The organism is Paenibacillus sp. NPDC058898 (assembly GCF_049316025.1).
GTDB lineage: Bacteria > Bacillota > Bacilli > Paenibacillales > Paenibacillaceae > Paenibacillus_AQ.
Genome location: NZ_JBMOSM010000011.1, coordinates 79,987 through 104,130 on the forward strand (window position 1 = coordinate 79,987; position 24,144 = coordinate 104,130).

Genomic DNA, 24,144 nt, shown 5'->3' on the forward strand with positions numbered 1-24,144 from the left:
GGCCGGCTCACATCTACACTGTGTGTGTTCGGTATGCTCTGTTTAACTTCATTTCCGATAATACAATCTTACACCCCTAAATCGGATGCGCTGACGTCTTATAGGACGGATAATGCGGAACTTTAAGTGGAATGTCGGCGGAAAATAGTACGAACTCACGTTCGTATTTTATAAGTCCTCTTGGTATCTATCTCAGGCAACGTCGCCCTCGACTTGAAACAGAAAAAAACCGGAGGGCCTCCATTCTGAGGTCCTCCGGTTTTGGCTCGTTTTGATTATTCACGCTCGGCGCTTATCAGCTCATTTTGCTCTTTGCGACTTTCTCCAACTCCTGCAGCTTCAGCAGCCCTCTGTCTGCTAAAGCCAGTGCCAGTTTATAGAAGGCTCGGGTGCGGATCTTGGTATACGTATCTTTGCTGACCGGCGGTTCAAGGATATGGTTGTACACCTTGTAATCAAATACGTCGTCTTGTTTCATATACCGTTCCCGAATGAGAGTTTGTTCCCGGTCGCCAAGCCGTTCCACGATCGACTCGATGATCTCGCAATACTGCTTCCTGGCTGCAGGCATATCTACATTATATATGGCAACCGCTGCCGTTTGATCCGAGGTAACGTTGGTCGGTCCGTGAAATCGTTCCGTGTAGGATGCGGTCACGCTCGTCTCCCTGACTTCAAATGTAATGGTTTTATAGATACGATATTTCTCAAATATCGCTTCAACAGCATTTTGGGTCTTTCTGCGATCCAATTCCGGTAAAAATGGATTCATTCGAAAAACACTCCCCTTTGGATTGTCGTTGTCGAGGTTTGCTTTGCCATTTGGCAGAAGGTTGTCTCATCTCAAGTGTTCGTATATTGTTCGTATTTTTCATTAATATACCACTATTTGGAGACCTGCGTAAACCATCAAATAGGCGAACTATTCATGGGAATATGGATCATACCTTTCTTATTCTTGCCTTTTGGCAATAATTCTCTCTTTTATTTTACCTGTTGGCAAAGGAAAGGGATATGTTTATACTATATGTAGATGTTTTAGATGGACTATGGTGAGGAGTGGCCGGAACGTGGATCACATATTTGGATCATACTTGAAAGAGATGAGGGAGAATAAAGGCTGGAGCATCAATCAGCTGGCCCAGGCTGCCGACATCAGCGGATCACAAATCTCCCGGATCGAGAATGGGCTGCGGGGCATACCCAAGCCGCAAACGCTTCGCAAAATGGCAGAGGCACTCGAGATTACCTATGAAGAGCTGATGAATAAAGCAGGTTATCTGCAGCAGGATGCTGCCAAGCATGAAGACATCTCGGCTCCCGCTTGGGCAACCTCCAGGGATAAACGGGATTTCAAGAAAATGCTTGAGGATGACGGTGAGCTCATGTTTGACGGCGTCCCTCTAAACGAGGAGGACAAGCAGCGCATCAAGGATGTCTTGACCGGACTGTTCTGGGAAGCCAAGCAAATGAACAAACGCAAGAAATAATTCTATATGATAAGGAGCTACATACCGATTACAACGATTCAACCAAAACCAATATTGCAGGTGAACCGGCATGGATGATCATTTACAACCCTTAATCCGTCAGCTGATCAAAAAACATCATACCAACTGCCCTTTTGAAATTGCGACTTCCTTGGGCATACATATTCGATTTGCCGATTTAGGCCAAACGACCAAAGGGCTGTATTTTCGTAAGCTAAGGCGGAGATTCATCGTCATCCACAATCAGCTGCCACCGCCATGGCAGCGCTTCGTATGCGCGCATGAGCTCGGGCATGACCGTCTCCATAAGGGAATCAGCCGCTTTTTTCTGGAGGAGCATTCCTATTTCAGTCCGGGTAAATTGGAGCGGCAAGCGAACCGCTTTGCCATTGCCCTATTGACGGCGGGTCTGGCTCCCGGACCGGGTGAGTCCTTACACGAGTTCTATCTACGAGCTGGCATTCCACAAGAAATGCTATATTTTTTTAGATTTTAAACGAACATATGTTCCTGATTTGTAGTAAAGGATTCCAGATGGCTAGCTCCCTCCTTCGAGCAAAAAAACAACCCGCTCTTGACATGACGTCAAAAGCGGGTTTCTATGCAATCCTCTTTTAGAGAAGAGTTCATCCAAGAGGTTAGCAGCAGGGGCAGACGGCTGTTCTATTGTTCGGTCCACTACCCTCCGTTCAAAGCGGTTCAAAGATGGCTACCTGTCGTTTGCCCACCTTCAGTTGCTGAATTCTTTGAAACCGGTCATGTTTTAATGTTTGCCCTTTGTCGGATATGACGGCAACCACGGAACGGGCAGGATCCAGGAGGGAATGAATGCCGTTAAAGAAATCCCCCACTGGCTCATCGCTTCCGCCCCCCCAGCTAACCAGGTCGCCATAAGGGAGATCGGTCATGACGATATGGATTCCCTTGCAGGATGCCAGGTTCTCCTTCGGTTGAGTTATGTCGGCTTGAAAACAAACCGTCTCTTCCAAGCACGACGACCTTAGCAGCTCCTTCAATCGGCCAGCGCTTTTCAGCGCATCCTGGTGGGACGGCTTATGATAGAGCGCCAACAATTCTTTCAATTGTTCCGTGCGTTGTTCCAGCCCCTCTTCACGGAGCAGCGACAGGTTCTTCCCGGCTATTCCGAGCACCTCCGCGTTAATGTCGGAGCCGATCACGCGATGAATGCGCTGCCCGTGCAGCAGCCCAACCACCGTTAACAGATACGCCCCGCCGCAGCAGGGATCGAACAAGGTGTACGGCCCCTGTACCCCTTTTTTCTCCAATAGATGAAAGCACCGCTGGGCAATCTCGCTGGCCAGTCTGACAGGAAACGAAGTTGTTCCCTGCGCATTATACAGAACCCGGCCGCTGGCAAAATCCTCGTAGCTGCGCTGGGCTGATTCATAGATATATTCCATTCGAATGATTCCTTCCATCCGGCTAAAGCCTGCGTAATTTCAATTAATCCAAATACAGATTAACATCCCTGAGCCATATATCAAAATCCGAATGGTATATCTGCCCTGCAGCCCGCTTTTACTTATCCAGATGGGACATATAATCAAACGCCGTCGTGCCGTACACAGTCTTGAAATGTCGATTCAAATGGGCAAGATCCGTGAAGCCGCACTGGGTAACGGCCTGATATACATCCCGGCTTTCCTCGATCAACTGCTTGGCGTGCTCCACTTTGCAATTCAGATAATACTGATACGGAGACAGACCCGTATTCGCTTTAAAGGTACGGATGAACTGATACTTCGACATCCCGAACTCCCCGCTTAATTCGTCCAAACGGAGAACATGCTCCAGATGATCCTGCATCATATTTTTCGCCTTCCGCGTAAACATACTGTCCTTCCGGCTATCAGGATTCAGAATATCCTCATTAAAATGCCCCGCCAAACCCAGAAGCAGCTCGCTGCTTCTAGCCTCCGGCTCACCGGTGAAGATGGACCTCGTCACATCCAGGATGCTCTTCCGCAGCCCGGCATGATAGACAATCGGGGATTGGAACCGGACGATATCCTTTTTCTGAATCAATTCCAGGAATAACTCTGGATGAATGTATATCATCACATAATCGATGCCCGTTCGTTCCTGGGACCAGCCATCATGTTTCTGCTCTGGATGGAACAGCATAACCCCGCTTTGGTAAGAAGCCTGCTGACTGCCGTCCAGCGAGTACTTCTGAATGCCGCGCAGCGTGACGCCGAGGGCATACTCCTCGTGATAATGCTTTTTATATTTAAAATCCGTCAGGCTCGCGGACAGCGCCGTAATGCCCACCGCTTTTTTATAAATAAACTGCTCCATCTTCCATCACCCCTTTATGAGCTCCGGTATGCCGGATACGACGATTGCCGAGTACAGCAGAAACAAAGCCAGGATTGTGTTGGTCGTTCTCCGATATTTTTGCATAATTCCTTGAAAGAGGCTACCGCACACGGCCCAGGTCATATACGCGGATAGCCCGATAAACGATACCGCGACAACAAACACCGAGATGACAGGGCCTGCCGTATAATACGGCATGACGTAGCTGGGAATGACCGTCAGCGTGAACAATACCACCTTCGGATTGAGAAACTGCATCAGAAAGCCGGACGTGAAAGACGCCGTTTGATTAGTGCCGGACCGGGATACGTCCATGGTATATACTTGATACGTGAGATACAGCATGAACAGACAGCCGACGATCCGCAGGATCGGCAGTATGATCGGCATGCCGGTAGACAGCAGCTGGCCTAATACCACAGAAGCGGCGATTAATAAGAAAAAAGCGATGGAGGCACCGGCGATGTAGCGCAAGGTCTTCTTCATGCCGGAATTTTGGACTGAAGACAATATGACGATATTGGATGGCCCCGGCGAGAATGCCACGATAAAACAGTAAATAAAAAACGAAGATAGATTCATGATGATAGCTCCTAACAAAGGAATTTCCTTTGCCATTATAGAGCCGGAAGCGAAGCGGGGCATAGTACATTATTGCAGCGGAACAAGAGCCGAAACGAGTACGACTCTTCCGCAGATTCCGGTTCATTCTATCGCCAATAGTGACCGGACTGGTGCGTCTTTGGTTGTTCCTGCGCATGTGCGCTGCCGGATAGATTAAGCAGAACGACCCCCGCGATGATCAGCAGGATCGAGAATACTGTCTTTCTTTCATATCCGATATATCAAATGATCCCGGCGTGTTTTCGATCGATTCGTCTCGTCATCCAATATTGAAATAACGTTGTTATAAGAATTACTGATTGGTATTTTGATTCTCAGTTGGGTAAACAAAAGAGCTCCGATCCAGTGCTCCAATAATTTTAATTCTCTGGGCGCTGCCCAGTAGTTTGGCCTGCTCCACGGAAATCTCGTTTTTCATTCATATATCTCCCTGATCTAATTTATAGTTCATTCTATATAATTTATTTATTCTAATTTTATAGATCGATTTAATCCACACTTTTCCATTTGTAAACAGGCAAAATAAAAAAGCACAACCTCAAAATCCATAAGGCTGTACCTTTATGTTCGAACACGGCTTTATTAAAAGTATCTGGGGCCATGATCATTCTTTGTTAATATTACACGCATCATCCAACCCGGAAGCCTTTTGAAAGTTCGCTGCGCGAATCATGCGGCTTATGCAGCAGTTCATCGGCGCGCACGCATTCATACCCCTTAATATGGACCGTGTCAATCACTTCCTCAAGGCTTGCGATCATTCGGCTCGGCGCATCAGGCTCCGCTCCCCAAGTATCTCCGCTGTCATGCAGCAGAATAATCGAGCCTGGCTCAAGCTGATCCAAGATCCGTTCTTTGAGCGGTTTGTTCTTGCTCCCCTTGCCCCAATCCCATCCCATGATCGACCACAGCACGATCCGGTATTTTCGCAAAGCAAATAAATCGCCTAAATTCAAAATTCCCCATGGAGGACGGTAAAATGTCGGGCGCTCGCCCGTGATTCGTTCGATGATATCGGCAGACTTGTGTACATGCTTGTTCCGTATATGGCGCGGACTCATTAGCCAATTGGGAAGATGGGAATAGTTGTGAATCCCGATTTGATGCCCTTCCATGTGGATGCGTTTCATAAGCTCCGGGTATCGCTCCGCTTTGCTGCCCAGTACAAAAAAGGTCGCCTTGATCCTTTTTTTCTTGAGAAGATCCAGCAGTTTAGGGGTATGCAGCGGGTCTGGGCCATCATCAAAGGTAAAAGCGATCTGCCGTCCACGCCGGCCGCGCAGGGTTACCCCAAATCCCCAGATCCGTGTGATCACATATGGAATGATCATATAGATAAAGACAAACATCAGCAGCAGATTCAGCATCACCATACTCATGCCGTTTCCTTAGAATAACGCAAAAGCAATGATTTTCTGGTCAACATCAGCATTTTGGGCACAAGCTTGGGAGCATTTTTCTTCATGCGTTCCCGGCCCACCGGATGCAGCACCTTGAGTAAAAGCCGCAAATAATAAGTAGAGAACACGCGAAACCCCTTGGATTCCAGCGGATGCAGCTCAAAACCGAGCCCGTGAATAATACCGCGGTGCAGCAGCGTTATTCCAGTCAAAGCTTTGACCTGCGCAAGCTCCGGTTCCGTCTCCATTGCCTCGCTAATTTGCTTGATCGATCTCCGCAGCATTCTTGCGGTCAAAAGCGCGGCCCGGTCAGCCCCCAGCTCTCTGGAAAGCTCCAATACCTGCCGGTTGTCCAAATGGAGTTCACCTACCCAATCCCCCGAATAAATCCACTCTCCGTCCTGGCACTTCAGGTTTTTTCCATGATGCCGGCGGATGACCAGCTTGCAAATCCCGTATCTTTTTATTCCGGCGCTGCGCAGTTTCGTGATTTGATCAAAAACCGCTTCCCAAGCCATCCATACCGACTGAGCGCTTGCCTTCGTAATGGTAGCTAACATGTTCATTATTGGTCACATCTTTCTTTTTCATTTTTGAATCGGTCTTCTGGAGTTAGACCTCGCCTTTATTCCCTGCAGGAAAGGCATTTGTTTAGTTAGACGGCGGATAACCGGAAACCCATGCCATTATTTTAAAAAATGATTCTATCTTTTCCCTTTCTTGTTTCTTAATGTTTTCTTAAGTCTTAATACTGGGGATATTCGCACTTTGTACGGCGGAATAGATGGTGCCGATAATCCGGGCTGGAATTACCAAAAACAAGAGACATCGAGTGATCGAAAAGAGTAATGTTACGCCTATCAGCGCGTGTTTGATCTTTACCTAATGATAGTCCAGCGGTCCGTTTTACGCGGTGGCAGTACCAGCGGGCTTTGCGTGGTGGCAGTACCAGTGCTCCGATTTAGTGATTGCCCCTCCTACCTCTCTACAAAAAAAGATGTTATTGGAATATTGATGCAAAAGTGCACTTTTCCCCGGACTAAATCGCGCTCTGTGCAAGCTTTTTCGACCCTATGAGCTCCAAACAACAAATAAACGGGGAAAGGATGCACAATTGCAATAAATCTTTCCTTTTGCCCATAAAACGCTGGAAATAAATGCACTTTTGCATGTTTTGATAAAAGGAAGGCAGATTGATGATTTCGTCACGATCGAGCTCGTTGACAAAATAAGTTAACTCGAATTAATTTATTAACATAAATTAACGAATAGAGCATATCTTTTATGAACATCCGCGATATCCCCTTGGGGGAATTAAAAAAAGCCAAAACCAAAATCGCCCTCTATGAAGCCGGTATTTCATTCACTCATGACCGCATGTTTAAAGATGTGCTGCTCGATGACATTATCGCTTTTTTATCCGAGATGGATATGCACTGCAAAATTGCCGGAGCTAAGCCGGGCCGAATTCCCCGGAGATGAACACCAAATTCATGTAGGTATCTCCGTAAAAAAGCACCCTTCTTTCAGGCGAAGCTGCCGTTAAGAAGAGTGCTTTTCTAGTTAAGCTACGTCCGTCTTATCTACGTTACGGAACGAGAGATAAGCAATCAGGAGACCGATAACTCCCAAGATCAACGGTATCGTTATATTTGTGCTAAGCGAAAGGCCCTGGGTGTTGTTGCTGACTAAGACCACGATAATGATCGAGGATACGATCGTTGCCGGTACGGATTTTTTTCGCATCCCGAAGAATAAAGGAATGAGGCTGAGGCACGCTGCTGACAATGTTTGGATCAACAATTGGATCCCCGTATGCAGTAGTACGCCGGCCTCCAGTTTTCCCGGAATAAACTGAAAATGGCTGTTCAGAGCCAGAATGGATATACAGATAATAAAAGTCGAGATGAGCATCGCTCCAAACGTAAGAGCCAGAGCCAGCAGCATTTTCGCCATGATCAGTTTTTTACGCTCGACCGGGTACGTAAACAATAAGCTGATCGTTTTATTTTTGTATTCCTCAATAATAAATCTGCTTAGCAAGACTGAAGCAAACACGATAAATACCGCACGGCAAAGTAGCCCCGCTATCGATAACGCATCGGCGAAACTCCCGAATGCAGGACCTCCGCCCCCCTCCGTGTAGGCTATATCGGCGAAACTCTCGAATGCAGGATCTCCGCCCCCCTCCGTGTAGGCTAAAAGAAACATGAAACCGGCGCATAGGATCGTTGCAATAACCGCCCCTCTATAAAACCAGGCTAACTTCTGCTTTTTCATCTCCATACGGATCAGCTTAAGCATACTGCTCACCTCCGCTAATCTGATGCATAAAATACTCCTCGAGCGAAGTATGCTTATGGTTTATCGATTCAATCGCCACATCATTCAGTACCAGCGCCTTGGTCAATTCCTGCTGCGTAAATTTGGACTCGTAAATGCGTATGGCTGAATCACCGACGATTTTGAAATTGCTGACTTTCAGCTGATTTTCCAGTACAAATACAGCTTGTTTGCATTGTGGGGTCACAATTTCGATATAATCTGTGTTTTCGCTGCGCATCTCATCCATAGACACTTCGCGGATAAATTTGCCGCCCTGAAGAATGCCAATTGTATCTGCAACTTGTTCGATCTCACCCAGCAAATGGCTGGAGACCAACAGCGTCATCCGGTACTCCTTGCTCAACATGCTCAGCAAACTTCTAAAATCCTTAATCCCGACCGGATCAAGTCCATTGATTGGTTCATCCAGAATGAGCAGCTCGGGTTTGGTTATAATGGCGCGGGCCATACCCAGGCGCTGCTTCATGCCAAGCGAAAATTCGGATACCGATTTGCCCTGGATGGAAGTTAGATTAACCATCTCAAGCGCTTCTTTAATTGCATGTTTGTTATAATAGCCCATATATTCCGCATGCATCTCCAGATTTTCAATCGCCGTCATTTTTTCGTAAAAAATCGGATACTCGATGATGCTGCCAATGCGTTTAAACATTTCAACCGATGAAGGCGTAAGCTTCTCTCCGAATATTTCAATTTCACCGCTGGTTGGTTTGACCAGATTCAGCATCATTTTCATTAGCGTTGTTTTACCGGCTCCGTTTGGACCGAGCAGTCCGTAAATCTGCCCCTGCTTGATATTCATACTGACGTCAGAGACAACATCTTTGCCTTTATAGGTTTTGCTGACATGGCGGGTACTGATGACATAACTCATTTATATTTGCCCCTCTCACTTATCTCTTGATCATAGTATAACCGCCAACATTTCCATATTTCTTGCGCAATTCTTACGAATCTCTTAAGTGTAGAAAGTGACTCGAAACAATCATATCACATGGAATAAAAAAAGACCGGTTCACTCACAACCAGTCAGATTAATATGGTCCAAATTGGTGCTGCTATTCGAATCTCGCGAATTTTATCGGATTGATAGGTGTCGCATAACCAGGTCTTCCCATGTTTGCGTTGTAGTCGTCATAACCGATTACGTTTTTTCTGGGATCGCCGATGGCTTTAAAGACATCTTTTCTGGTGCTTTTTCCAACTGTCAGGTCACTTACTGCTCCCGGAAATTGCCCTTTCAACGCTGGTTTATAAAAGCTCATTAAAGTTTGGAGTGCATGTTCGGAAGCGTAGTTATCTTAGCTTGTAGCTGCAGCTCCTACCTGTTGTACCGGTAAAACCGAAAAATTCGCTAAAGACGCACCAATTCCGACAACGTCTGTAACTGCAAAGGAAACCCAAATTTATGTTGTGACCTAACTTCATCAACCTCACTAAAAATGCTTGCAAATAAATACCAGGCCTGACCATGATTATGGCAAGCCTGGTACGATGATGACACTTAATTTTTGAACAAAATTTCGCCCACCTGTGTGGAAATGTTGAGCGTTGCACTTTCGGATTGAGCCTTACCAACATATCCATGGAGTTCTTTGGAAACAACCTTTGTGGTATTTGTTGTTTTTTCAAGAGCAACCTGATTATAGATAGTTCCTATTTTTGTTGATAGATTTACATATAGAGGTGATGGTTGATCAGGTAGAGCGAATTTGACGTCACCAACTTTAGTAGATATGTTACTGCTTTCCATACCAATTACATCCGTTACAGTAATGTCGCCGGCACTGCTGCTCACATTTAAGTGTTGGAGCGACAATTCTGACTCAACGGATATGTTGCCATATTTAGTATCTATCTCAAGGGATTTGAATTCTTTATACGGAAGACGAATCGTTAAAGATGGCAATGGCCCCGTATTTATGATCTTTTGTTTATTTTTAAGTATAATCAGTAATGTTCCATCTTTGATCGACGTAGTCACGTTGGCATCCTTTCCTTTTGAATTGCGCTTGGATAGTTCCCATTCTGCTTGCTTGATTTGTTTGTCACCTATGACTGTAACTGCAGCAGCGTTACTCTTGATTTTTAGGGAATGAATGTTATTTACATCTATTTGAGAAATATCCCCTTTTACTGCATTCGAGACATTTCTAATGTCCGATGTTTCTGAATTTACAATTGTGTTTGTCGATATAGAATAGTTTTGCTGGGACGAACTTGGTATACTAGTGGCGGAAGATTCTTTCGTACATCCGGCGAGTCCGATACTGGCAGCGGCCAGGAGAATCATAGCTAAGCTCATATTGTTGTTCAAACATTTATCTTCCTTTCTTCTGTATTAGATGTGTTACCTATTCCCTAGCAACTCTTACCTTATTTGCTCTACAGCTTCAGATTTTTATCCAAAAACTTGATCATTGTATTGAAGAAATCGAACAAGTTCTCTTCGTTGGTAAAGCCGTGTCCTTCATCATCCTTAACCATATACTCCACTTGCACGCCGCGTTTTTTGAGTGCTTCGACAATTTGGTCGGATTCTGCTTTGTTCACCCGCGGATCATTCGCCCCTTGAGCCACGAATAATGGCGTTACGATCTTATCGACGTGGAACATCGGCGAAATTTGCTTCAGCATTTCTTTGTCCTTTTCGACATCGCCGACACGTTCGTTTAAGAGATTTCTCATGGTCTCCCAATACGGTGGGGTCGCTCCCAAGAACGAGAGCATATTCGATATGCCTACATAATCAACAGCAGCAGCATACAATTCCGGCGTTTTCGTAATGCCCGTCAAGGTTGAGAATCCGCCAAACGATTGGCCATAAATACCAACTCGTTTCGGATCAGCAATCCCTTGCTGAATCGCCCACTTCACACCGTCAGTAATATCATCTTGAATTTTCAATCCCCATTGTTTATCTCCTGCATTCATAAAGGACTTCCCATACCCCATGGATGCACGGAAATTCATTTGAAGTACGGCATACCCGCGGTTTGCGAGCAATTGTGCTTCCGGGTTGAAGCCCCACGTATCACGTGTCCACGGCCCACCATGCGGATTAACGATCATCGGCAGGTTTTGAGGTTTTTTATTTTTCGGTAGAGTTAAGTAACCGTGAATCGTTAATCCGTCTCTGCTCTTGTAAGAGATCGGGTACATATCAGCCATCTGATCTGGTTTAAGCCACGGACTCAGATTACCTAAGGATGTTAACTCACCGGATACGCTATCATAAAAATAATACATCCCGTAAGTCTTGTCATTCGAAACACTAACGATCAGCCTCGTCATTTCCTCGTTATAATCGTTTAGCCCGATTTCACTTTCACTAACGCCAAGCTTCTGCTCCAGCTTGCGGTACATCGCCTCGAATTTATCATCGAAAAACTCCAAATGCGCTTTATCTGTCACATAGATAGCCGCCAGCATTTTATCTTGATTTTTGTCGTAATATGCTCCAGTCACGTCAACTTCCGGATGCTGATACAGAACTTCTTCCTTACCCTTTAAATTCAGCTTGACGAGCGCCGTCTTGTCCCGATCGTTATTGGAGACCGCATAGATCGATTTACCGTCTGCCGAGAAACCAAGCGGATTTATCGTATCCCCAAAATTTAACGTAGCCAGCGGTTTGAATGCTTCTTCCTCCGTATCGCGGTACAACAATGTACTTACGACACCGTCGCTCTCAGAAGCGAGTCGAATCTTACCTTGGCGATCAGCTACCCATGCCATAATGTTCCCTGGGTTTTTGGCGATCAGCTTCGTTTCCCCTGTCTTTACATTCAATTTATATACATCGAAGATGGCAGCATCTTCTTTATTCATCGAGATCAGAATTTCGTCTCTCACACCAGATAATTCGCTCACGAGTTGAACATTTACCTTATCGTAAGGCGTCAAATCCACTTCCTTATTGCCATTAAAAGTGGACGAATATACATGGAAATTCTCGTCTCCGCCCTTATCTTTGCGATATAGAATGTTATCGCCTTTCCAGAAGAAGCCGGCGATATCGCGATCTTTTGAACTTGTCACGCGAATAGGCTCGCTTTTCTCTCCGATTTTCTCTACAAACACATTGGAACGGTTCTCCCAAGTACCCGCATAAGAAAGATACTTGCCATCTGGAGAAAGTTCATACCCAAAGCTGCCCGGACTCCGAAAGAAGTCTTCCACGGAAATTTGTGACACACCTCTGTCGTCCATCGTTGATAGCATTTTATTGCTGTAATTTTTAAACACAACAGCCGCTTGAGCTACAGTCACTGGCTGATCTTCGTGTAAGCTTCCTTCTGCATCCCCTTGAATGAGCCCAAGTGCCTTGGCGCTTGCCGCATATTCAGCCAAGCTCGTTTCTCCCTGTTCCTTGCCAAGTGCCCGCACCATCATGCGTGCCATCTCGCCACGTTTGATCGGAGCGTCAACGGAAGTGAATTCTCCTTCCTTCAACCACCCGTTCTCGGAAGCAACCATCATCGGATCGATGCCATGTTGATAGGTAAGCGATATTACCGCATAGCGGATAAAGTCTTTAACAGAAATCTCTTGATTTTGTTTTACCCCTTTGTCAACAATCCCCTTCGTTACGAGTGCCTGTACTCCATCTTGATACCATGGTGCTGCTTGTTTCGCTCCATCCTGTGCCATGACTGACACGGGAACGGATACGGCCATAATAGCCGCAATCGCTGCGGAGACTAGTCTTTTTTTTGCATTCATGCTTTAAGTTTCCCCTCTCTGCTGGAAGCGTTACCCTGAATTTTTAGGGAATGAATGTTATTTACATCGATTTGCAAATATCGATTTGATCAATTTTGCGAAACGCCATGTATCCGACCACTATTTCAATGACGGCTAGTAGAATCGTAGAGTTCGCGTGTCTTCATATTCATTAACATTCGAGACGACTTCCTCCCTTGAAAAACCTTGGTCAATCGAATCGTTCGTACTTATGCTACATACTCTTTTCTCCTCTCGCTCTCTCATATCTAAATCTTACAGGACGTCATCTTCTTTTTTCTTTCTTTATTCTTACGAATTTCTTAAGCTGACTCTATGTGCGATGATGCTCATGAAAAACTAGCGTATACATCAGTTCAAACACATGATCGAGATACCGGAGCCAGCAATCCGTTGAGATCATTGCAGAAGTTTATTCAGAAGTCAGTTCCTCGCTAAGTATTTGGTAGCTGCAAGGCGGACGGCAGGTTTCACCGGAGCAGATGGACAATTATCTTCATGAACTGCTTAATAAGGATTTATTCTGGAAGTAGAGAAACGCCCAGGAGAATGAAGCCATACCTGCCAGCAGCACCTAACTCGTCAAATTCTAGTACAGAATAGGTACAGATCCGCGTCAATAACGGAAAGTTATTGAAATCCCTTATATCAAACAGAAAACCCTCTGATGCCAGCCATTGTAGCGTGACATCAGAGGGTTATTTCACTATTTATTTACAGCTACGATTTACGCTTGGTTCGCAGCGTTAGCGAGCTTCTTCTTGCGTTCTATTACTAATGGAACAGTTGGGGATGTGTTGGAATAAACAATTGTTACTTTTACTTCCGATGCTAGCTTTCCTTCGGAAAGCTTTTAGGCGAATGCAGCAAATGCCTCCAAAGTAGCTTTTTTCCCAAAAATCTTTCAGCTTCGTAAGAATCGATTCCGTCTCCTCCGCTACTTTCGCTTTTTGTCTAGCACTAATATGATGTTAAGAAGCCGCGCTACGATAGCTTCTTTAACGAGATCGTGAAAACGGTCCGTTCATACGGCTTGCTTGCGACGCGAATTTCCCCGCCCATCAGCTCGATCAGTCTTTTCGTAATCGTCAGACCCAAACCGCTGCCCTGGAATCTTTTATTCCTTGAATCCTCCAGCGTATACATCCGCTCGAAAATAAGCTCCTGATCCCGTTCATGAATACCTTTGCCTTTATCCCAAATGTCGATAAGCACCCGGCCCTGCTCATCCCGCAGCTTCATGCCGATCACCTTGCCCTGTGAACCATAACGGATCGCATTGCTCAGCACATTGTTTAATGCGCGGTTTAGTCCTTCTTCATTGCCCCATGCATAAAGCGGCGTTTCCGGAATATCGATGTCAGCCTGCAACCCTTCGGATTCGATCAGATCATAAAACATCAGCATGCTGTTTCTGGAAATTTCATTGATATGTATGCGGGTCAGTGGCATCTCCTTATCCCCCGATTCCAGCTTGGCCAGGTCAAAAAAACGGTTGATCAACTCTACGATCTCTACAGTCTTCGTATGCACCTTATCCAGTAGCCGCTCCCTTTCCTCCATTGGCAAGTCGGCCTTCTGGTTCAACGTTTCGATATAACCGAGCACCACGGTAAGCGGCGTCTTCAAATCATGCGATATGTTTGCCAACATCCGGCGCATCGCGATTTCTGTACGCATAAATCCTGTCTCGGACTGCCTGGTTTGCAAAAGCAAGTGATTGATAGCAATCAACAGTCTACGATATCCTGGATCCTCCGTAAAAAGCAGCAGTTGCTCCTGCGAGGACGAATCCTCAATCGCATTCAGTTTATCGATGATGTAGCCGAGCTGCTTAGCTCTTCTTTTCCGACCCATCCACTGCATCACATTCAGCAACGCCAACATGATCACAACAATCAGCAGAACGGCAACCACTAAAATTCCCCCAAACGGTAGCCGATGCCCCACAGCGTTTTGATGTACTGCGGATCGGAGGGCTGATCTTCAATTTTGTCCCGCAAACGGCTCATATGCACATTAATGACATTTTCATCGCCGAAATAGTCGTCATTCCAGACGGATGTGAAAATGTGCTGCTTGGTAAATACCTTTTTCGGATTCGTCATAAACAGCTTTAAGATTTGCAGTTCTTTGGCCGTCAGCTTGATCTCCTGGCCGTTTTTGGTCACGGTCAAATGATCCAGATCCATCTCTAGTTCATGGACCCGGATGATTTTATTTTGCTCAGTTGGGGGTGCTATTGCATAAGCCGTCACGCGGCGGATAGCGGCCTTCACTCTCGCCGTCAGCTCAATCATCGAAAAAGGTTTCGTAATATAGTCATCCGCGCCAAAACCAAGGCCGAGCGCCTTGTCCACTTCCCCATCCTTTGCGGATACGATCAGTACCGGCACATGGCTTTTCTCCCTGACTTTTTTAAGAAAATCCATACCGCTGATCTTGGGCAGCATCATATCCAGCAGTACGAGGTCATAATCTCGTTCGGCAAACCGCTCGAGCGCCTCCTCTCCGTCTTTGGCAAGCACCACCTGAAAACCTTCCATCGTCAAATAGCTCTCTACCATTTCGCCAATCGAGCTGTCATCCTCTACAAGAAGTATGTTCGAAGCCACGTCATTCACGCCTTTCTTTTTACGTCCATAACTCTAATATACTGGAAACAACGGCTCCGAGGTATATTCAGATTCATCTTCAAATAACCGCTCAAACTAAAATAACCCCACAAACTGATCTGTTGCAACCTTGCGTACCGCCGAGTGTCGCATGAAGCACGTGTACAAAAATACAAATCGAAGGCTGCATGACCCGCATCTTTTAAATGTGAGGGATGCACAATGGACGCTATTTTAGAACGTTGTTGCGGTCTGGACGTTCATCAACTCATGCCAGCTCTTGGGCGGGGGGATGTCCAGGCAACCATGAGAGTGCTGGCAAAAAGAAAAGTTCTCGCATTCCTAAGGGCAATCGCATGCTCAAAGCGGTTTTATGCCAATGCGCATGGTTGGCCTCCATGACCAAAAGCTCTAGAATGCGGGCATTTTTTGACCGGATCGTCAAACGATAAGGGAAGACGGATTGTAATATGAAGTGCGACACCTAAAACAAAATGGCCCATGCTGGTTTCGTGTAACATATTCCATTCGACTGATTCCTTCCATCCGGCTAAAGCCTAATTAGTTTCTAATGACTTTGTGTTAATACTTTCGTTCCATAAGAAAACCGTCTATCGACGTACATTCACAGAAGACAGACCGCGTTTAGAGGATGTTTTTCTTGCGATTATCGAATGAGTTCAGCTTCGCTGAAAACTTATAAATTCTATAATCTTAAAAAGAAATAGACCGCCCTTGGTCAGGATCACGGTCTATTTCTGATCGAATTCCTATAGTAAGGCCGCTCTTATGGCGGTACGCTGTACTCGGGGATCGTGTTCGCGCACGGTCCCTCTTCCATTCTACGCATGAGTACGGCTCTTCCGCAGATTCCGGTTCATTCTATCGCCCTTAGTGACCGGACTGGTGCGTCTTTGGTTGTTCCTGCGCATGTGCGCTGCCGGATAGATTCAGCAGAACGACCCCCGCGATGATCAGCAGGATCGAGAATATTTTCAGACCATTAATCTGCTCCGCAAAGAACATATAACCGATGACGGTAATGATCATGATGCCAAGTCCCGACCAGATCGCGTAAGCTACGGATATTTCAATCTGCTTCAAGCTCAGCGTCAGGAAGCTCAAGCTGCAAATATAGAACATCACCAGCAGCACGCTGGGCAGCGGTTTGCTGAATCCCTCCGACAGCTTCATGTTCAGTGTCCCAGCCACTTCAAATAGAATAGCCAAACTTAAATATAACCAATGCATAATCTCAAGACTCCTCCCGTTTCTCTGCGGCAATGCCGAACAATAAGATGTCCATGACGGACTGCAGCAACTCCCCTAGCGGCAATTGATGCTTCACCGTTGCCCTCGAATCATAAATCTGATGGAGCGAGCCGAGATACAGATCAATGAATAGCGGCATATGAATTCGTTTGATACTTCCCTCGGCCATCCCCTGCTCCATCAGCTCAGTAACAATGCCCCATTCCTCTCTGAAAAAGGTGTCCAGCTTCTCCCATTGCGCATAATGCGAGCGCTTCAGATCCGGCAGCATTCCCAAATCCATCTTCTCCATCTCCTGCGGCAGACAGATTAGAATCTGATGAATCTTCTCCAGAACGGTAAGCTCCTCATCCCCCGCAATTTCATGTTCGCGCTGCTGAATATGCCGGATCATTCCGTCGATGATATGTTCGACAATCTCTTCCTTGGATGAAAAGTGCTCATAGATCGTCCGTTTACTAATTGCAAGGCCGCGGGCCAGATCACTAACCGTAAAAGTAAACCCCTGCCGCTGAATTAAGCGGATCGTTTCATTCAATATTCGCTCGCGCAAGTGAACAAACTCCCCTTCTGGTACTAAAAATACTTTATCGGTACCATTAGTATTATAACGCCTCCATCGGCATAAAATCCAGACATGATTTCTATAAAATATACGAGTGAAGAAAAATGCGATCCGTGCACTTTCTCAAGAGCCGGACCGCCGCTTATAATAGAAAGTTTTTCTTGCGAGATAAACAGGCTAGACCCTCTGGAGTTAATCTGATCTCATAAAAAAAGAACCCGCTTATACACCTTAAGCAGGCTCTCATTGAGAAAACAACCCATTAATCAAACCGCACGTCGCCAATGCCGAACCAAGGAAAATTTCCGGCTGCAACATAGGCGCAGAACGCGGCTGCTGTCAGTAATCCGACGACCAGAAGATCGTAGCAGGAATAACGAGACGGGTAATAATACGTTCGGGCCTTCGCCCGGTCTCCGTCAAATTGCTTGGCCTCCATCGCAGCGGCTACCCGATGGGCCCGGCGGATGCTCTGCGCCAGCAGCGGCACCACATACAGTCCTGCGCGATTCACCATGCCGCGAATCCCGCGAATCGGGCGAACTCCTCGCACTTTCAAGGCTTGGCGGCGGATTACATATTCCTCCCACACCATGGGCAGCAGCCGGATCGAAGCCATGAAGCTGTAGGCATATTTGGGCGCCAGCCTCAGCTTCTGCATCAGGCTGTAGAATAAATCCACCGAGGACGTTGTCGTAACGAGCAGCAGTCCCTCCGAAGCAAAGGCAATTCCTTTAAAGCCCAAATGCAGCCCCCGGTAGAAGCTTTCTTCCGATACCCGGAACAATCCCCACTCCCACCAGATCGTCTCCCCCTTACCGAACAGCATCATGGAAGAGGCGGACGATATGAAGGCAAGCAGAAACGGAATAAAGAACAACAGCATTTTCCACGGCTTCACCCCGCTGAGCACCACCAGACAGACCATAAAGATAAGCGCCTGATACAAAACAAAATCAAGATCATGGGTTAACACTGTCATGAAAAACAGCGCACAGATCAGTCCCAGCTTCACCACCGGATTCGCCCGGTGCAGCCAAGTGATCCGCACGGGGTTCCATATATTCATGCGTTCACCCCCGTGAGGCGATGATCGGCCGCGGCTAAGGTGCCCCGAGGATCGGCAGCGCCGTTTACTCGCTTAGCCGCCTGCTCGGATGCAATCCCGCCAGACCAGCGCGGGGAAGGCATGCTCGAGGTCAGCCGTCCCTCCCGGATTTCCCATATATGCGTGGCAACCCGCTGCGCGATCTCCATTTCATGCGTCACCATGAGAATGGCGGTTCCCGCGCGGCGCAGCTGCTCGCACATCTCCAGAATCGCGAACGTATTCCGCGCATCCTGTCCGAAGGTTGGCTCATCCAGGAGAAGGACGGACGGCTGTCTTGCCATGGCCGTAGCCACGCTCAAGCGGCGCTTTTGGCCTGTCGACAGCTGGTACGGATGCCTGGCCTCCATGCCCTTCAGTCCAAAGCGTTCAAGACAGCGGTCGGCCTGCGCCCTTGCTTCCTCCGGCGGCACATGATCCACCAGCAGCGAGTAAACCACCTCATCACCGATGCGCTCCGTCAGGAATTGAAGCTCCGGATTCTGAAACACGAATCCGATTTGACGCAGCTGCTGCTCTCTCTTCTTTCGCACATTCCGGCGCTTGCCCTGAATGACCTCTTCCCCGCAAAGCACATAGGTCCCTTCGGAGCGCAGCAGCCCCATCAAACTGAGCAGCAGCGAGCTTTTGCCTGCTCCGTTGGGTCCTACCACCGCAATGAATTGTCCCGGAACCACCTCCGCAGAAGGGAGAGCGATAACGGGTTTATCCCATCGGAGCCCTCTGAAATCCGCCAGTTGAATGACAGGCTCCACACGCTGAGCGTACGTCGGAGCAGCCTCATGTACAATATTACCCGACTCGTCGCCAAACACGTCGACCAGAGCAAACAACTCTCTGCCCGCCCGGGTCTGCGCGTAATCCTCCCATACGCCGGGATACCAGATGCCATACGCCTGAAGCTCGCACGCATATTCGGCGAATATCGCTCCCGGCGGACCATCGCCCAGAATGGCGCCATCCGGGGTGAACAGCACCACGCGGTCCACGTATTGAGCCATTTCTTCAATCCGGTGCTCCACGATGATCAGCGTACGCCCTTTTGAAACAGCCTTCACCGCGGACCAGATTTGCTCCCTGCCTTCCGGGTCGAGCAGCGCAGACGGCTCGTCAAGGAACAGCACTTCCGGCTCCAGCAGCAGAGCCGATGCCAGCGCAAGTCGTTGCTTCATGCCTTGGGACAAATGCCCGATCGGCATATGGAGCTCCTCAAGATCAAGCCCCACCTCGCGCAGGGCCGCCTGCATCCGCTCCTTCATCTTGTCGCGGGGGACACTTAGATTTTCCAGTACGAAAGCCAGCTCTTCATCCACGTACGGCATACAGAACTGGGTATCCGGATCTTGAAATACATAACCCCAAGAGCGTGGAATCAGCTGGGCCCCGCATTTCATCGGCACCTCCGTCGCGTGGGGAATCATCCCGCTAAGCACCTGCAGCAGCGTGGATTTGCCACAGCCGCTCGGACCGAGCAGCAGCACCTTCTCCCCGCGGACAGCCGAGAAGGAGAGGTCTTTGAACATCAATTGCTCCTCGCCCGGATACTTCAGGCGCAATTCCTCCACATACACGGCCGGTTCCGGAAGCATCTCAGCAGAATGAGCCGAAACCGGGCTAACCGTGGCATTAGACATGGCGCGGATCATCCAGTGCTTCGTAATCCTTCTTCGACGCAGGACGGAGCAGGGATGTCACGCCCGTACGGTCAAGCGCTTTAGCCAGCAGGAGCATAAGGAGGCCAGCAATGACGGCGCCGCTAAGTACCCGCATACCGTATTTGGCCAGGAACATCCACGTCTGCAGGTCATCCGTATAGCTGTAATAGAAGTCCATGATCATCGAGCCGATGGCTGCGCCGGCACCGGCAATCGCCAGCGTCCACGCCGAGGTGCTCCGATAACGGAACGCCGCGAATACCAATTCAGCCCCCAGTCCTTGAATGAGGCCATACAGCAGTAGGGTCAATCCCCAGCCGCTGCCAAACAGCACTTCTACGTGGGCCGCCGCCACTTCCGCGATAATGGCCACTCCCGGCTTCCGGATCAACAAGTAAGCAAGCGTGGCTGCAGCGAACCACATGCCGTATAACAACTCATCCGCTTCAAAGAACAGCGGTTTTAATAGATTGTAAACCGAGCCCCAGAAGTGATAAATGACGCCAAGCACCAGTGATACCAGTACCGTAACCAAAATATCGCTTAACCGCAGTCCTTTTCGGGGCTGAACCCCCAACTTCTCTTGCACAGACGTTCCCATAACAACACATTCCCCTCTCCACCTCTATTTTTGTGTAAACACAACAAAAAACCGTCTGGAAAAACGCGCAGACGGAAAAATAGGCCCTATGTAGGCAGGGTCGGATATTCTCTACGCTGGCATTACCCAGTTCAGATTAACGGTCAACAGCGGATAGCAGCTGCAATCTCAGCCTGATTCACTCAAGCCCCCGTATTCCTATTCGGTTTTATGTTAACTTTAAAATACACATTCACTCCGGAATAAGCAAGAACCTTTTTTCAAAAATGGCTATTTATTGATTTCCATCTCATTCTATGTCAATATCAGAGTGATTGGCTTTTCCACCAACGTTTATTGCTGACACCTATGCACAAAGGAGAATGACATGGCTAAACAATTGCTGCGTCTGATGACTGAGCTGTCTTCCCGCAAGTGGCTGTCCCGAATCATGGGGCATTGTTCCCACAGCCGGCTGAGCCGTCATCTAATACCTGCATTCATACGAATTTATCAAATTCCGGCGCACGAAGCGGAGAAAGAAATCAACGAATACCGCTCACTGAACGAGTTCTTTTCCCGCCGGTTAAAAATAGGCCTTCGCGCCATAGATGACACCGCCGACGCCATGGTAAGCCCAGTCGATGCCACAATTTCGGCAATGGGCGTCGTCAACGCCGGTACCATTCTGAGCGTTAAGGGACAGGATTATACCTTGAGCGAGCTGCTCGCGAAATCACCGAGAATGGAAAACTACATCCACGGTTATGCATTTGTATTGTATTTAAGCCCGACCGACTATCATCGCATTCATTCCCCGGTAACCGGTGTTCAGGCGGAAAGCGAGCATTTGAAGGGACGCGTTTACCCCGTGAACGATTTTGCGATGACCCATATCCGGAATGTGCTCAGCCGCAATGAGCGCCTCATTACCTATATTGCGCATGAGTTCGGCGAAGTTGCCGTCGTGAAGGTCGGAGCCATGAACGTAAGCAGCATCCGTTATGCTGACGAGAACGTGAAGAAATACGAAATCGGCGATGAACTCGCGTACTTTGAATTCGGCTCTACAGTTGTACTTTTGACGGAGAACGGCACGTTTACCCCTCGCGGTGACCTGGAACCCGGCTCCAAGGTGAAGATGGGAGAACTGCTAGGTTTGCTTCACCCGTCCCCAGCCAGAAAAGGGTGATTCCATCTACCTTACCAAACATCGCATGACAAGTTAAGGCCATAAATCTTTGGCTGCATGAATGATTAACGCCAGCCCAGCATCCGATAAATGATCCGCTGAAACAGCCGATCCGGCAGTACGCCCTTGATCCATGCGGTCGCCCGCGTGCCTCGGGGCAGCATATAGCGGAACCTGGGCTTAGCCATGGACGCAATTTTTGCCACAAGCCTGGCTACCTCCTGCGGATCTCCGCTTCCTCTGGCTGTCCGCTCGGAATAGTCCAGCACGCCCTTCAGCAGACCGCTGTAGGGTGATCCTTCCTTCACCTTAAGCTCCCCAAAGCTTTTGTTCCAGATCGGCGTACCATAGGCACCAGGCTGGATCAGCACGACATCAATGCCAAAGGGCATCACTTCCATGGACAGGCTTTCGCCAAACCCTTCCAGTGCAAATTTGGAGGACGCATAGGGTCCATAACCCGGAAATCCGACCACGCCGCTAATGCTGCTCATGAGAATGATTTTGGATTTTCCGGTTCGCCGGAGCAGCGGCAGCATATGCTGTGTCACCGATACAGTCCCGAAAAAATTCGTCTCCATCTGCTTTCGCCAGCCGCTGAGCGGCACTTCCTCCACCATGCCGCCTACCGCCTCCCCGGCATTGTTAACCAGCACGTCCAAGCGGCCATACCTCTGCTCCAACTCCAAGGCAGCGGCCTTGACTTGTTCCTCGATGCAGATATCCAGCTGGAATACGTGAATACGCTTGGCAACACCGGCTTGTTCGGCTCGGGCCAACAGTTCTGCAGCCGCCTCCGGCCTGCGCAGACCCGCTGCCACGTCATAACCTGCTTTTGCCAGCTCCAAGCTGATGTGCAGTCCGAACCCGCTCGACGCGCCCGTGATCAGCGCAACCTTTCCTGCTCCCGCCGTTACCACCGGATCACCGCTTGCTCGGCCAATGCCACTCTCTCCATCACACCCATCACCCTTCCGTTATTCGAAATGCCTGCCCGGCCATTTTTCTTAAACCCTGCCTTCAACGCTTTATGCTTATTCCAAATACTTTGCGGGGACCCCAAAACATATCGAAAAAAGGGAGCCATTTAGCTCCCTTTTGCGTTTATCCAGAGAAAAGCGTATATGATAACGGGATTCAACGTCACCCGTATGTAGGCCAGGTCTCATTTAAAACCATACATCCTGATGATCTTGAGTCGTTGTCTTCATACGGCGCAAGCGATTTCTGAAAATAGCGCAGCCACCACGACTGAAGAAACGTCCACGCACCCGTCTTCTTGGGCTCATTCCTCTCTCCCCCCTTCATACAATAAAACTGTATCTCGTTTTTTACCCTAAATCGCTTGCTATGAAACCATTAACCCCTCCTACCAATCAGGTAAGTTATGGAAGGGCGAGGGAATCACCGAATCTCGGATGGGCTCTTGCCCGTATACTGCTTAAATTGCCGGCTAAAAAAGAAAATATCCCGGTATCCCAGCGCGTCAGCTACCTCCGTTACGTTCATGCCCTGGTGCAGCAGCAGATGCTGCGCTCGCTCGATCCGCATCTGAATGATGTATGATTGCACCGGCGTGCCGATCAGTTCCTTGAACTTGATCGAGAAGTAACGGGGGGACAACCCCGCCCTAGCGGCCAAATCTTCTACCCGATGGGGAACCCCCGGGTGCTGACGGACATAATTCGCGATTTCATGGATAGCCTCTGACAGCTGATTGCTTGCTTTTTTGACCACCGGCTCAGCAAGATCTGAACGTAGCAGATGAATCATCAGCTGTTTCAGAATAAGCTGCCCCTCCTCCAATGATCCATAGGGCTTGTCCAGATACAAACGCACGTAGCGCGCGAGCAAATATTCAAAATCCATCGTTTCCGTCAGCTTGCGATAGGATGCAGGGATATGCTGCACCGGGTCGGCCACATCAAAATGGATATATGTCAATACGAGCGGTTTCTGCGGATTGTGCGTCGCACTCGTATGATCTCCTGGTCGGAACAGGAAGCAGCTTCCTTTTCCCACAGCAAAGGGCTCGTCATTGAGCTCGACCGTGCCTTCACCGCTCCATACATAGAACAAATCATAATTCTGCATGGGTCTTTCGCGTTTTTGCCATTTCCAGCCTGGCTCACATACAATTTTGGCAAGCGCAGACATGATTATAAAAGAAGACGGCGATGCATTTAGCATCACGTCATAACCCCCTCATCT

General features: G+C 48.1%; 26 protein-coding genes and 1 riboswitch. Of the genes, 5 read left to right on the plus strand and 21 right to left on the minus strand.

Features of this window, described 5'->3' with window-relative positions; translation table 11 throughout:
• Positions 1-295: 295 nt before the first annotated feature.
• On the minus strand, positions 296-772 hold the full coding sequence (locus ACOZB4_RS24965; RefSeq protein ID WP_379407268.1) for an ArpU family phage packaging/lysis transcriptional regulator: 477 nt from the start codon (positions 770-772) through the stop codon (positions 296-298).
• Positions 773-1,070: 298 nt separating this feature from the next.
• Between ACOZB4_RS24965 and ACOZB4_RS24970 the strand changes: the two genes are divergently transcribed.
• Positions 1,071-1,490 carry a helix-turn-helix domain-containing protein gene (locus ACOZB4_RS24970; RefSeq protein ID WP_379407269.1) on the plus strand — a complete coding sequence of 140 codons (420 nt, stop codon included), beginning with the start codon at positions 1,071-1,073 and terminating at the stop codon, positions 1,488-1,490.
• A 70-nt stretch (positions 1,491-1,560) separates the two neighbouring features.
• Positions 1,561-1,986 (plus strand): ImmA/IrrE family metallo-endopeptidase, encoded by a 426-nt coding sequence (locus tag ACOZB4_RS24975; protein ID WP_076324780.1) that lies wholly within the window; start codon positions 1,561-1,563, stop codon positions 1,984-1,986.
• Between the two features lie 193 nt (positions 1,987-2,179).
• Here the strand turns inward: ACOZB4_RS24975 and ACOZB4_RS24980 are convergent, their stop codons facing one another.
• The 6 genes from ACOZB4_RS24980 to ACOZB4_RS25005 all read right to left on the minus strand — a co-directional run bounded on the left by ACOZB4_RS24980 (position 2,180) and on the right by ACOZB4_RS25005 (position 6,414).
• Positions 2,180-2,911 (minus strand): hypothetical protein, encoded by a 732-nt coding sequence (locus ACOZB4_RS24980; RefSeq protein ID WP_379407270.1) that lies wholly within the window; start codon positions 2,909-2,911, stop codon positions 2,180-2,182.
• Between the two features lie 118 nt (positions 2,912-3,029).
• Positions 3,030-3,809 (minus strand): AraC family transcriptional regulator, encoded by a 780-nt coding sequence (locus tag ACOZB4_RS24985; protein ID WP_379407271.1) that lies wholly within the window; start codon positions 3,807-3,809, stop codon positions 3,030-3,032.
• 6 nt (positions 3,810-3,815) lie between these two features.
• On the minus strand, positions 3,816-4,412 hold the full coding sequence (locus ACOZB4_RS24990) for a LysE family translocator (protein ID WP_379407272.1): 597 nt from the start codon (positions 4,410-4,412) through the stop codon (positions 3,816-3,818).
• Between the two features lie 334 nt (positions 4,413-4,746).
• A complete protein-coding gene (locus tag ACOZB4_RS24995; RefSeq protein ID WP_379407274.1) occupies positions 4,747-4,872 on the minus strand; it encodes a hypothetical protein in 126 nt (41 codons plus the stop codon).
• Positions 4,873-5,083: 211 nt separating this feature from the next.
• The gene (locus ACOZB4_RS25000; protein ID WP_379407275.1) at positions 5,084-5,833 is read right to left on the minus strand and encodes a polysaccharide deacetylase family protein; all 750 of its coding nucleotides are present in this window, start codon (positions 5,831-5,833) and stop codon (positions 5,084-5,086) included.
• Positions 5,830-6,414 (minus strand): YkoP family protein, encoded by a 585-nt coding sequence (locus ACOZB4_RS25005; RefSeq protein WP_379407276.1) that lies wholly within the window; start codon positions 6,412-6,414, stop codon positions 5,830-5,832. The genes ACOZB4_RS25000 and ACOZB4_RS25005 overlap by 4 nt, the downstream gene beginning before the upstream one ends.
• A 724-nt stretch (positions 6,415-7,138) precedes the next feature.
• Here ACOZB4_RS25005 and ACOZB4_RS25010 point away from each other — a divergent pair.
• A complete protein-coding gene (locus ACOZB4_RS25010; protein ID WP_076324785.1) occupies positions 7,139-7,336 on the plus strand; it encodes a hypothetical protein in 198 nt (65 codons plus the stop codon).
• 81 nt (positions 7,337-7,417) lie between these two features.
• On the opposite strand, the gene ACOZB4_RS25015 is transcribed toward ACOZB4_RS25010, so the two are convergent.
• From ACOZB4_RS25015 to ACOZB4_RS25040, 6 genes are all read right to left on the minus strand, one after another.
• On the minus strand, positions 7,418-8,158 hold the full coding sequence (locus ACOZB4_RS25015; protein ID WP_379407278.1) for an ABC transporter permease: 741 nt from the start codon (positions 8,156-8,158) through the stop codon (positions 7,418-7,420).
• The gene (locus ACOZB4_RS25020) at positions 8,151-9,074 is read right to left on the minus strand and encodes an ABC transporter ATP-binding protein (RefSeq protein ID WP_379407279.1); all 924 of its coding nucleotides are present in this window, start codon (positions 9,072-9,074) and stop codon (positions 8,151-8,153) included. Before ACOZB4_RS25020 ends, ACOZB4_RS25015 begins: the two co-directional genes overlap by 8 nt.
• Before the next feature lie 630 nt (positions 9,075-9,704).
• Complete coding sequence (locus ACOZB4_RS25025) at positions 9,705-10,517, minus strand: DUF4097 family beta strand repeat-containing protein (protein WP_379407280.1); 813 nt, start codon at positions 10,515-10,517, stop codon at positions 9,705-9,707.
• A gap of 68 nt (positions 10,518-10,585) precedes the next feature.
• Entirely contained in the window at positions 10,586-12,925 is a 2,340-nt protein-coding gene (locus tag ACOZB4_RS25030; protein WP_379407281.1) for a S9 family peptidase, read from the minus strand.
• Positions 12,926-13,930: 1,005 nt separating this feature from the next.
• Positions 13,931-14,863, minus strand: a complete 933-nt coding sequence (locus ACOZB4_RS25035) for a sensor histidine kinase (RefSeq protein ID WP_379407346.1) — start codon at positions 14,861-14,863, stop codon at positions 13,931-13,933.
• Entirely contained in the window at positions 14,863-15,561 is a 699-nt protein-coding gene (locus tag ACOZB4_RS25040) for a response regulator transcription factor (protein ID WP_076324789.1), read from the minus strand. Before ACOZB4_RS25040 ends, ACOZB4_RS25035 begins: the two co-directional genes overlap by 1 nt.
• Before the next feature lie 215 nt (positions 15,562-15,776).
• Here ACOZB4_RS25040 and ACOZB4_RS25045 point away from each other — a divergent pair, with 215 nt between their 5' ends.
• Positions 15,777-16,013, plus strand: coding sequence for a transposase (locus tag ACOZB4_RS25045; protein WP_379407282.1), 237 nt, complete (start codon positions 15,777-15,779; stop codon positions 16,011-16,013).
• A gap of 439 nt (positions 16,014-16,452) precedes the next feature.
• Here ACOZB4_RS25045 and ACOZB4_RS25050 read toward each other — a convergent pair whose 3' ends face one another.
• From ACOZB4_RS25050 to ACOZB4_RS25070, 5 genes are all read right to left on the minus strand, one after another.
• Positions 16,453-16,812, minus strand: coding sequence for a DMT family transporter (locus tag ACOZB4_RS25050; RefSeq protein WP_379407283.1), 360 nt, complete (start codon positions 16,810-16,812; stop codon positions 16,453-16,455).
• A 4-nt stretch (positions 16,813-16,816) separates the two neighbouring features.
• Entirely contained in the window at positions 16,817-17,386 is a 570-nt protein-coding gene (locus tag ACOZB4_RS25055) for a TetR/AcrR family transcriptional regulator (RefSeq protein WP_076324791.1), read from the minus strand.
• Positions 17,387-17,660: 274 nt separating this feature from the next.
• A complete protein-coding gene (locus tag ACOZB4_RS25060) occupies positions 17,661-18,467 on the minus strand; it encodes an energy-coupling factor transporter transmembrane component T family protein (RefSeq protein ID WP_379407284.1) in 807 nt (268 codons plus the stop codon).
• A complete protein-coding gene (locus ACOZB4_RS25065) occupies positions 18,464-20,140 on the minus strand; it encodes an ABC transporter ATP-binding protein (protein ID WP_379407285.1) in 1,677 nt (558 codons plus the stop codon). Before ACOZB4_RS25065 ends, ACOZB4_RS25060 begins: the two co-directional genes overlap by 4 nt.
• Complete coding sequence (locus ACOZB4_RS25070; RefSeq protein WP_100539197.1) at positions 20,133-20,762, minus strand: ECF transporter S component; 630 nt, start codon at positions 20,760-20,762, stop codon at positions 20,133-20,135. Before ACOZB4_RS25070 ends, ACOZB4_RS25065 begins: the two co-directional genes overlap by 8 nt.
• 91 nt (positions 20,763-20,853) lie before the next feature.
• A riboswitch (TPP riboswitch) is annotated at positions 20,854-20,966 on the minus strand.
• Positions 20,967-21,129: 163 nt separating this feature from the next.
• Between ACOZB4_RS25070 and asd the strand changes: the two genes are divergently transcribed.
• On the plus strand, positions 21,130-21,933 hold the full coding sequence (gene asd, locus ACOZB4_RS25075) for an archaetidylserine decarboxylase (RefSeq protein WP_076324795.1): 804 nt from the start codon (positions 21,130-21,132) through the stop codon (positions 21,931-21,933).
• A gap of 65 nt (positions 21,934-21,998) precedes the next feature.
• Here asd and ACOZB4_RS25080 read toward each other — a convergent pair whose 3' ends face one another.
• The 3 genes from ACOZB4_RS25080 to ACOZB4_RS25090 form a co-directional block, all read right to left on the minus strand.
• Positions 21,999-22,853, minus strand: a complete 855-nt coding sequence (locus ACOZB4_RS25080; protein ID WP_379407286.1) for an SDR family oxidoreductase — start codon at positions 22,851-22,853, stop codon at positions 21,999-22,001.
• Positions 22,847-22,996: a hypothetical protein gene (locus ACOZB4_RS25085; RefSeq protein WP_379407287.1), complete on the minus strand. Its 150-nt coding sequence runs from the start codon at positions 22,994-22,996 to the stop codon at positions 22,847-22,849. Before ACOZB4_RS25085 ends, ACOZB4_RS25080 begins: the two co-directional genes overlap by 7 nt.
• Positions 22,997-23,337: 341 nt before the next feature.
• The gene (locus tag ACOZB4_RS25090; protein WP_076324797.1) at positions 23,338-24,123 is read right to left on the minus strand and encodes a helix-turn-helix domain-containing protein; all 786 of its coding nucleotides are present in this window, start codon (positions 24,121-24,123) and stop codon (positions 23,338-23,340) included.
• Between the last annotated feature and the right edge of the window lie 21 nt (positions 24,124-24,144).

Bases quoted from the DNA above. Each gene is read 5' to 3' on its own strand.
- ACOZB4_RS24965 (WP_379407268.1), bottom strand. From the start codon at position 772: ATGAATCCATTTTTACCGGAATTGGATCGCAGAAAGACCCAAAATGCT.
- ACOZB4_RS24975 (WP_076324780.1), top strand. From the start codon at position 1,561: ATGGATGATCATTTACAACCCTTAATCCGTCAGCTGATCAAAAAACAT.
- ACOZB4_RS24980 (WP_379407270.1), bottom strand. From the start codon at position 2,911: ATGGAATATATCTATGAATCAGCCCAGCGCAGCTACGAGGATTTTGCC.
- ACOZB4_RS24985 (WP_379407271.1), bottom strand. From the start codon at position 3,809: ATGGAGCAGTTTATTTATAAAAAAGCGGTGGGCATTACGGCGCTGTCC.
- ACOZB4_RS24990 (WP_379407272.1), bottom strand. From the start codon at position 4,412: ATGAATCTATCTTCGTTTTTTATTTACTGTTTTATCGTGGCATTCTCG.
- ACOZB4_RS24995 (WP_379407274.1), bottom strand. From the start codon at position 4,872: ATGAAAAACGAGATTTCCGTGGAGCAGGCCAAACTACTGGGCAGCGCC.
- ACOZB4_RS25000 (WP_379407275.1), bottom strand. From the start codon at position 5,833: ATGAGTATGGTGATGCTGAATCTGCTGCTGATGTTTGTCTTTATCTAT.
- ACOZB4_RS25005 (WP_379407276.1), bottom strand. From the start codon at position 6,414: ATGTTAGCTACCATTACGAAGGCAAGCGCTCAGTCGGTATGGATGGCT.
- ACOZB4_RS25010 (WP_076324785.1), top strand. From the start codon at position 7,139: ATGAACATCCGCGATATCCCCTTGGGGGAATTAAAAAAAGCCAAAACC.
- ACOZB4_RS25015 (WP_379407278.1), bottom strand. From the start codon at position 8,158: ATGCTTAAGCTGATCCGTATGGAGATGAAAAAGCAGAAGTTAGCCTGG.
- ACOZB4_RS25020 (WP_379407279.1), bottom strand. From the start codon at position 9,074: ATGAGTTATGTCATCAGTACCCGCCATGTCAGCAAAACCTATAAAGGC.
- ACOZB4_RS25030 (WP_379407281.1), bottom strand. From the start codon at position 12,925: ATGAATGCAAAAAAAAGACTAGTCTCCGCAGCGATTGCGGCTATTATG.
- ACOZB4_RS25045 (WP_379407282.1), top strand. From the start codon at position 15,777: ATGCACAATGGACGCTATTTTAGAACGTTGTTGCGGTCTGGACGTTCA.
- ACOZB4_RS25050 (WP_379407283.1), bottom strand. From the start codon at position 16,812: ATGCATTGGTTATATTTAAGTTTGGCTATTCTATTTGAAGTGGCTGGG.
- ACOZB4_RS25060 (WP_379407284.1), bottom strand. From the start codon at position 18,467: ATGAATATATGGAACCCCGTGCGGATCACTTGGCTGCACCGGGCGAAT.
- ACOZB4_RS25065 (WP_379407285.1), bottom strand. From the start codon at position 20,140: ATGTCTAATGCCACGGTTAGCCCGGTTTCGGCTCATTCTGCTGAGATG.
- ACOZB4_RS25070 (WP_100539197.1), bottom strand. From the start codon at position 20,762: ATGGGAACGTCTGTGCAAGAGAAGTTGGGGGTTCAGCCCCGAAAAGGA.
- asd (WP_076324795.1), top strand. From the start codon at position 21,130: ATGGCTAAACAATTGCTGCGTCTGATGACTGAGCTGTCTTCCCGCAAG.
- ACOZB4_RS25090 (WP_076324797.1), bottom strand. From the start codon at position 24,123: ATGCTAAATGCATCGCCGTCTTCTTTTATAATCATGTCTGCGCTTGCC.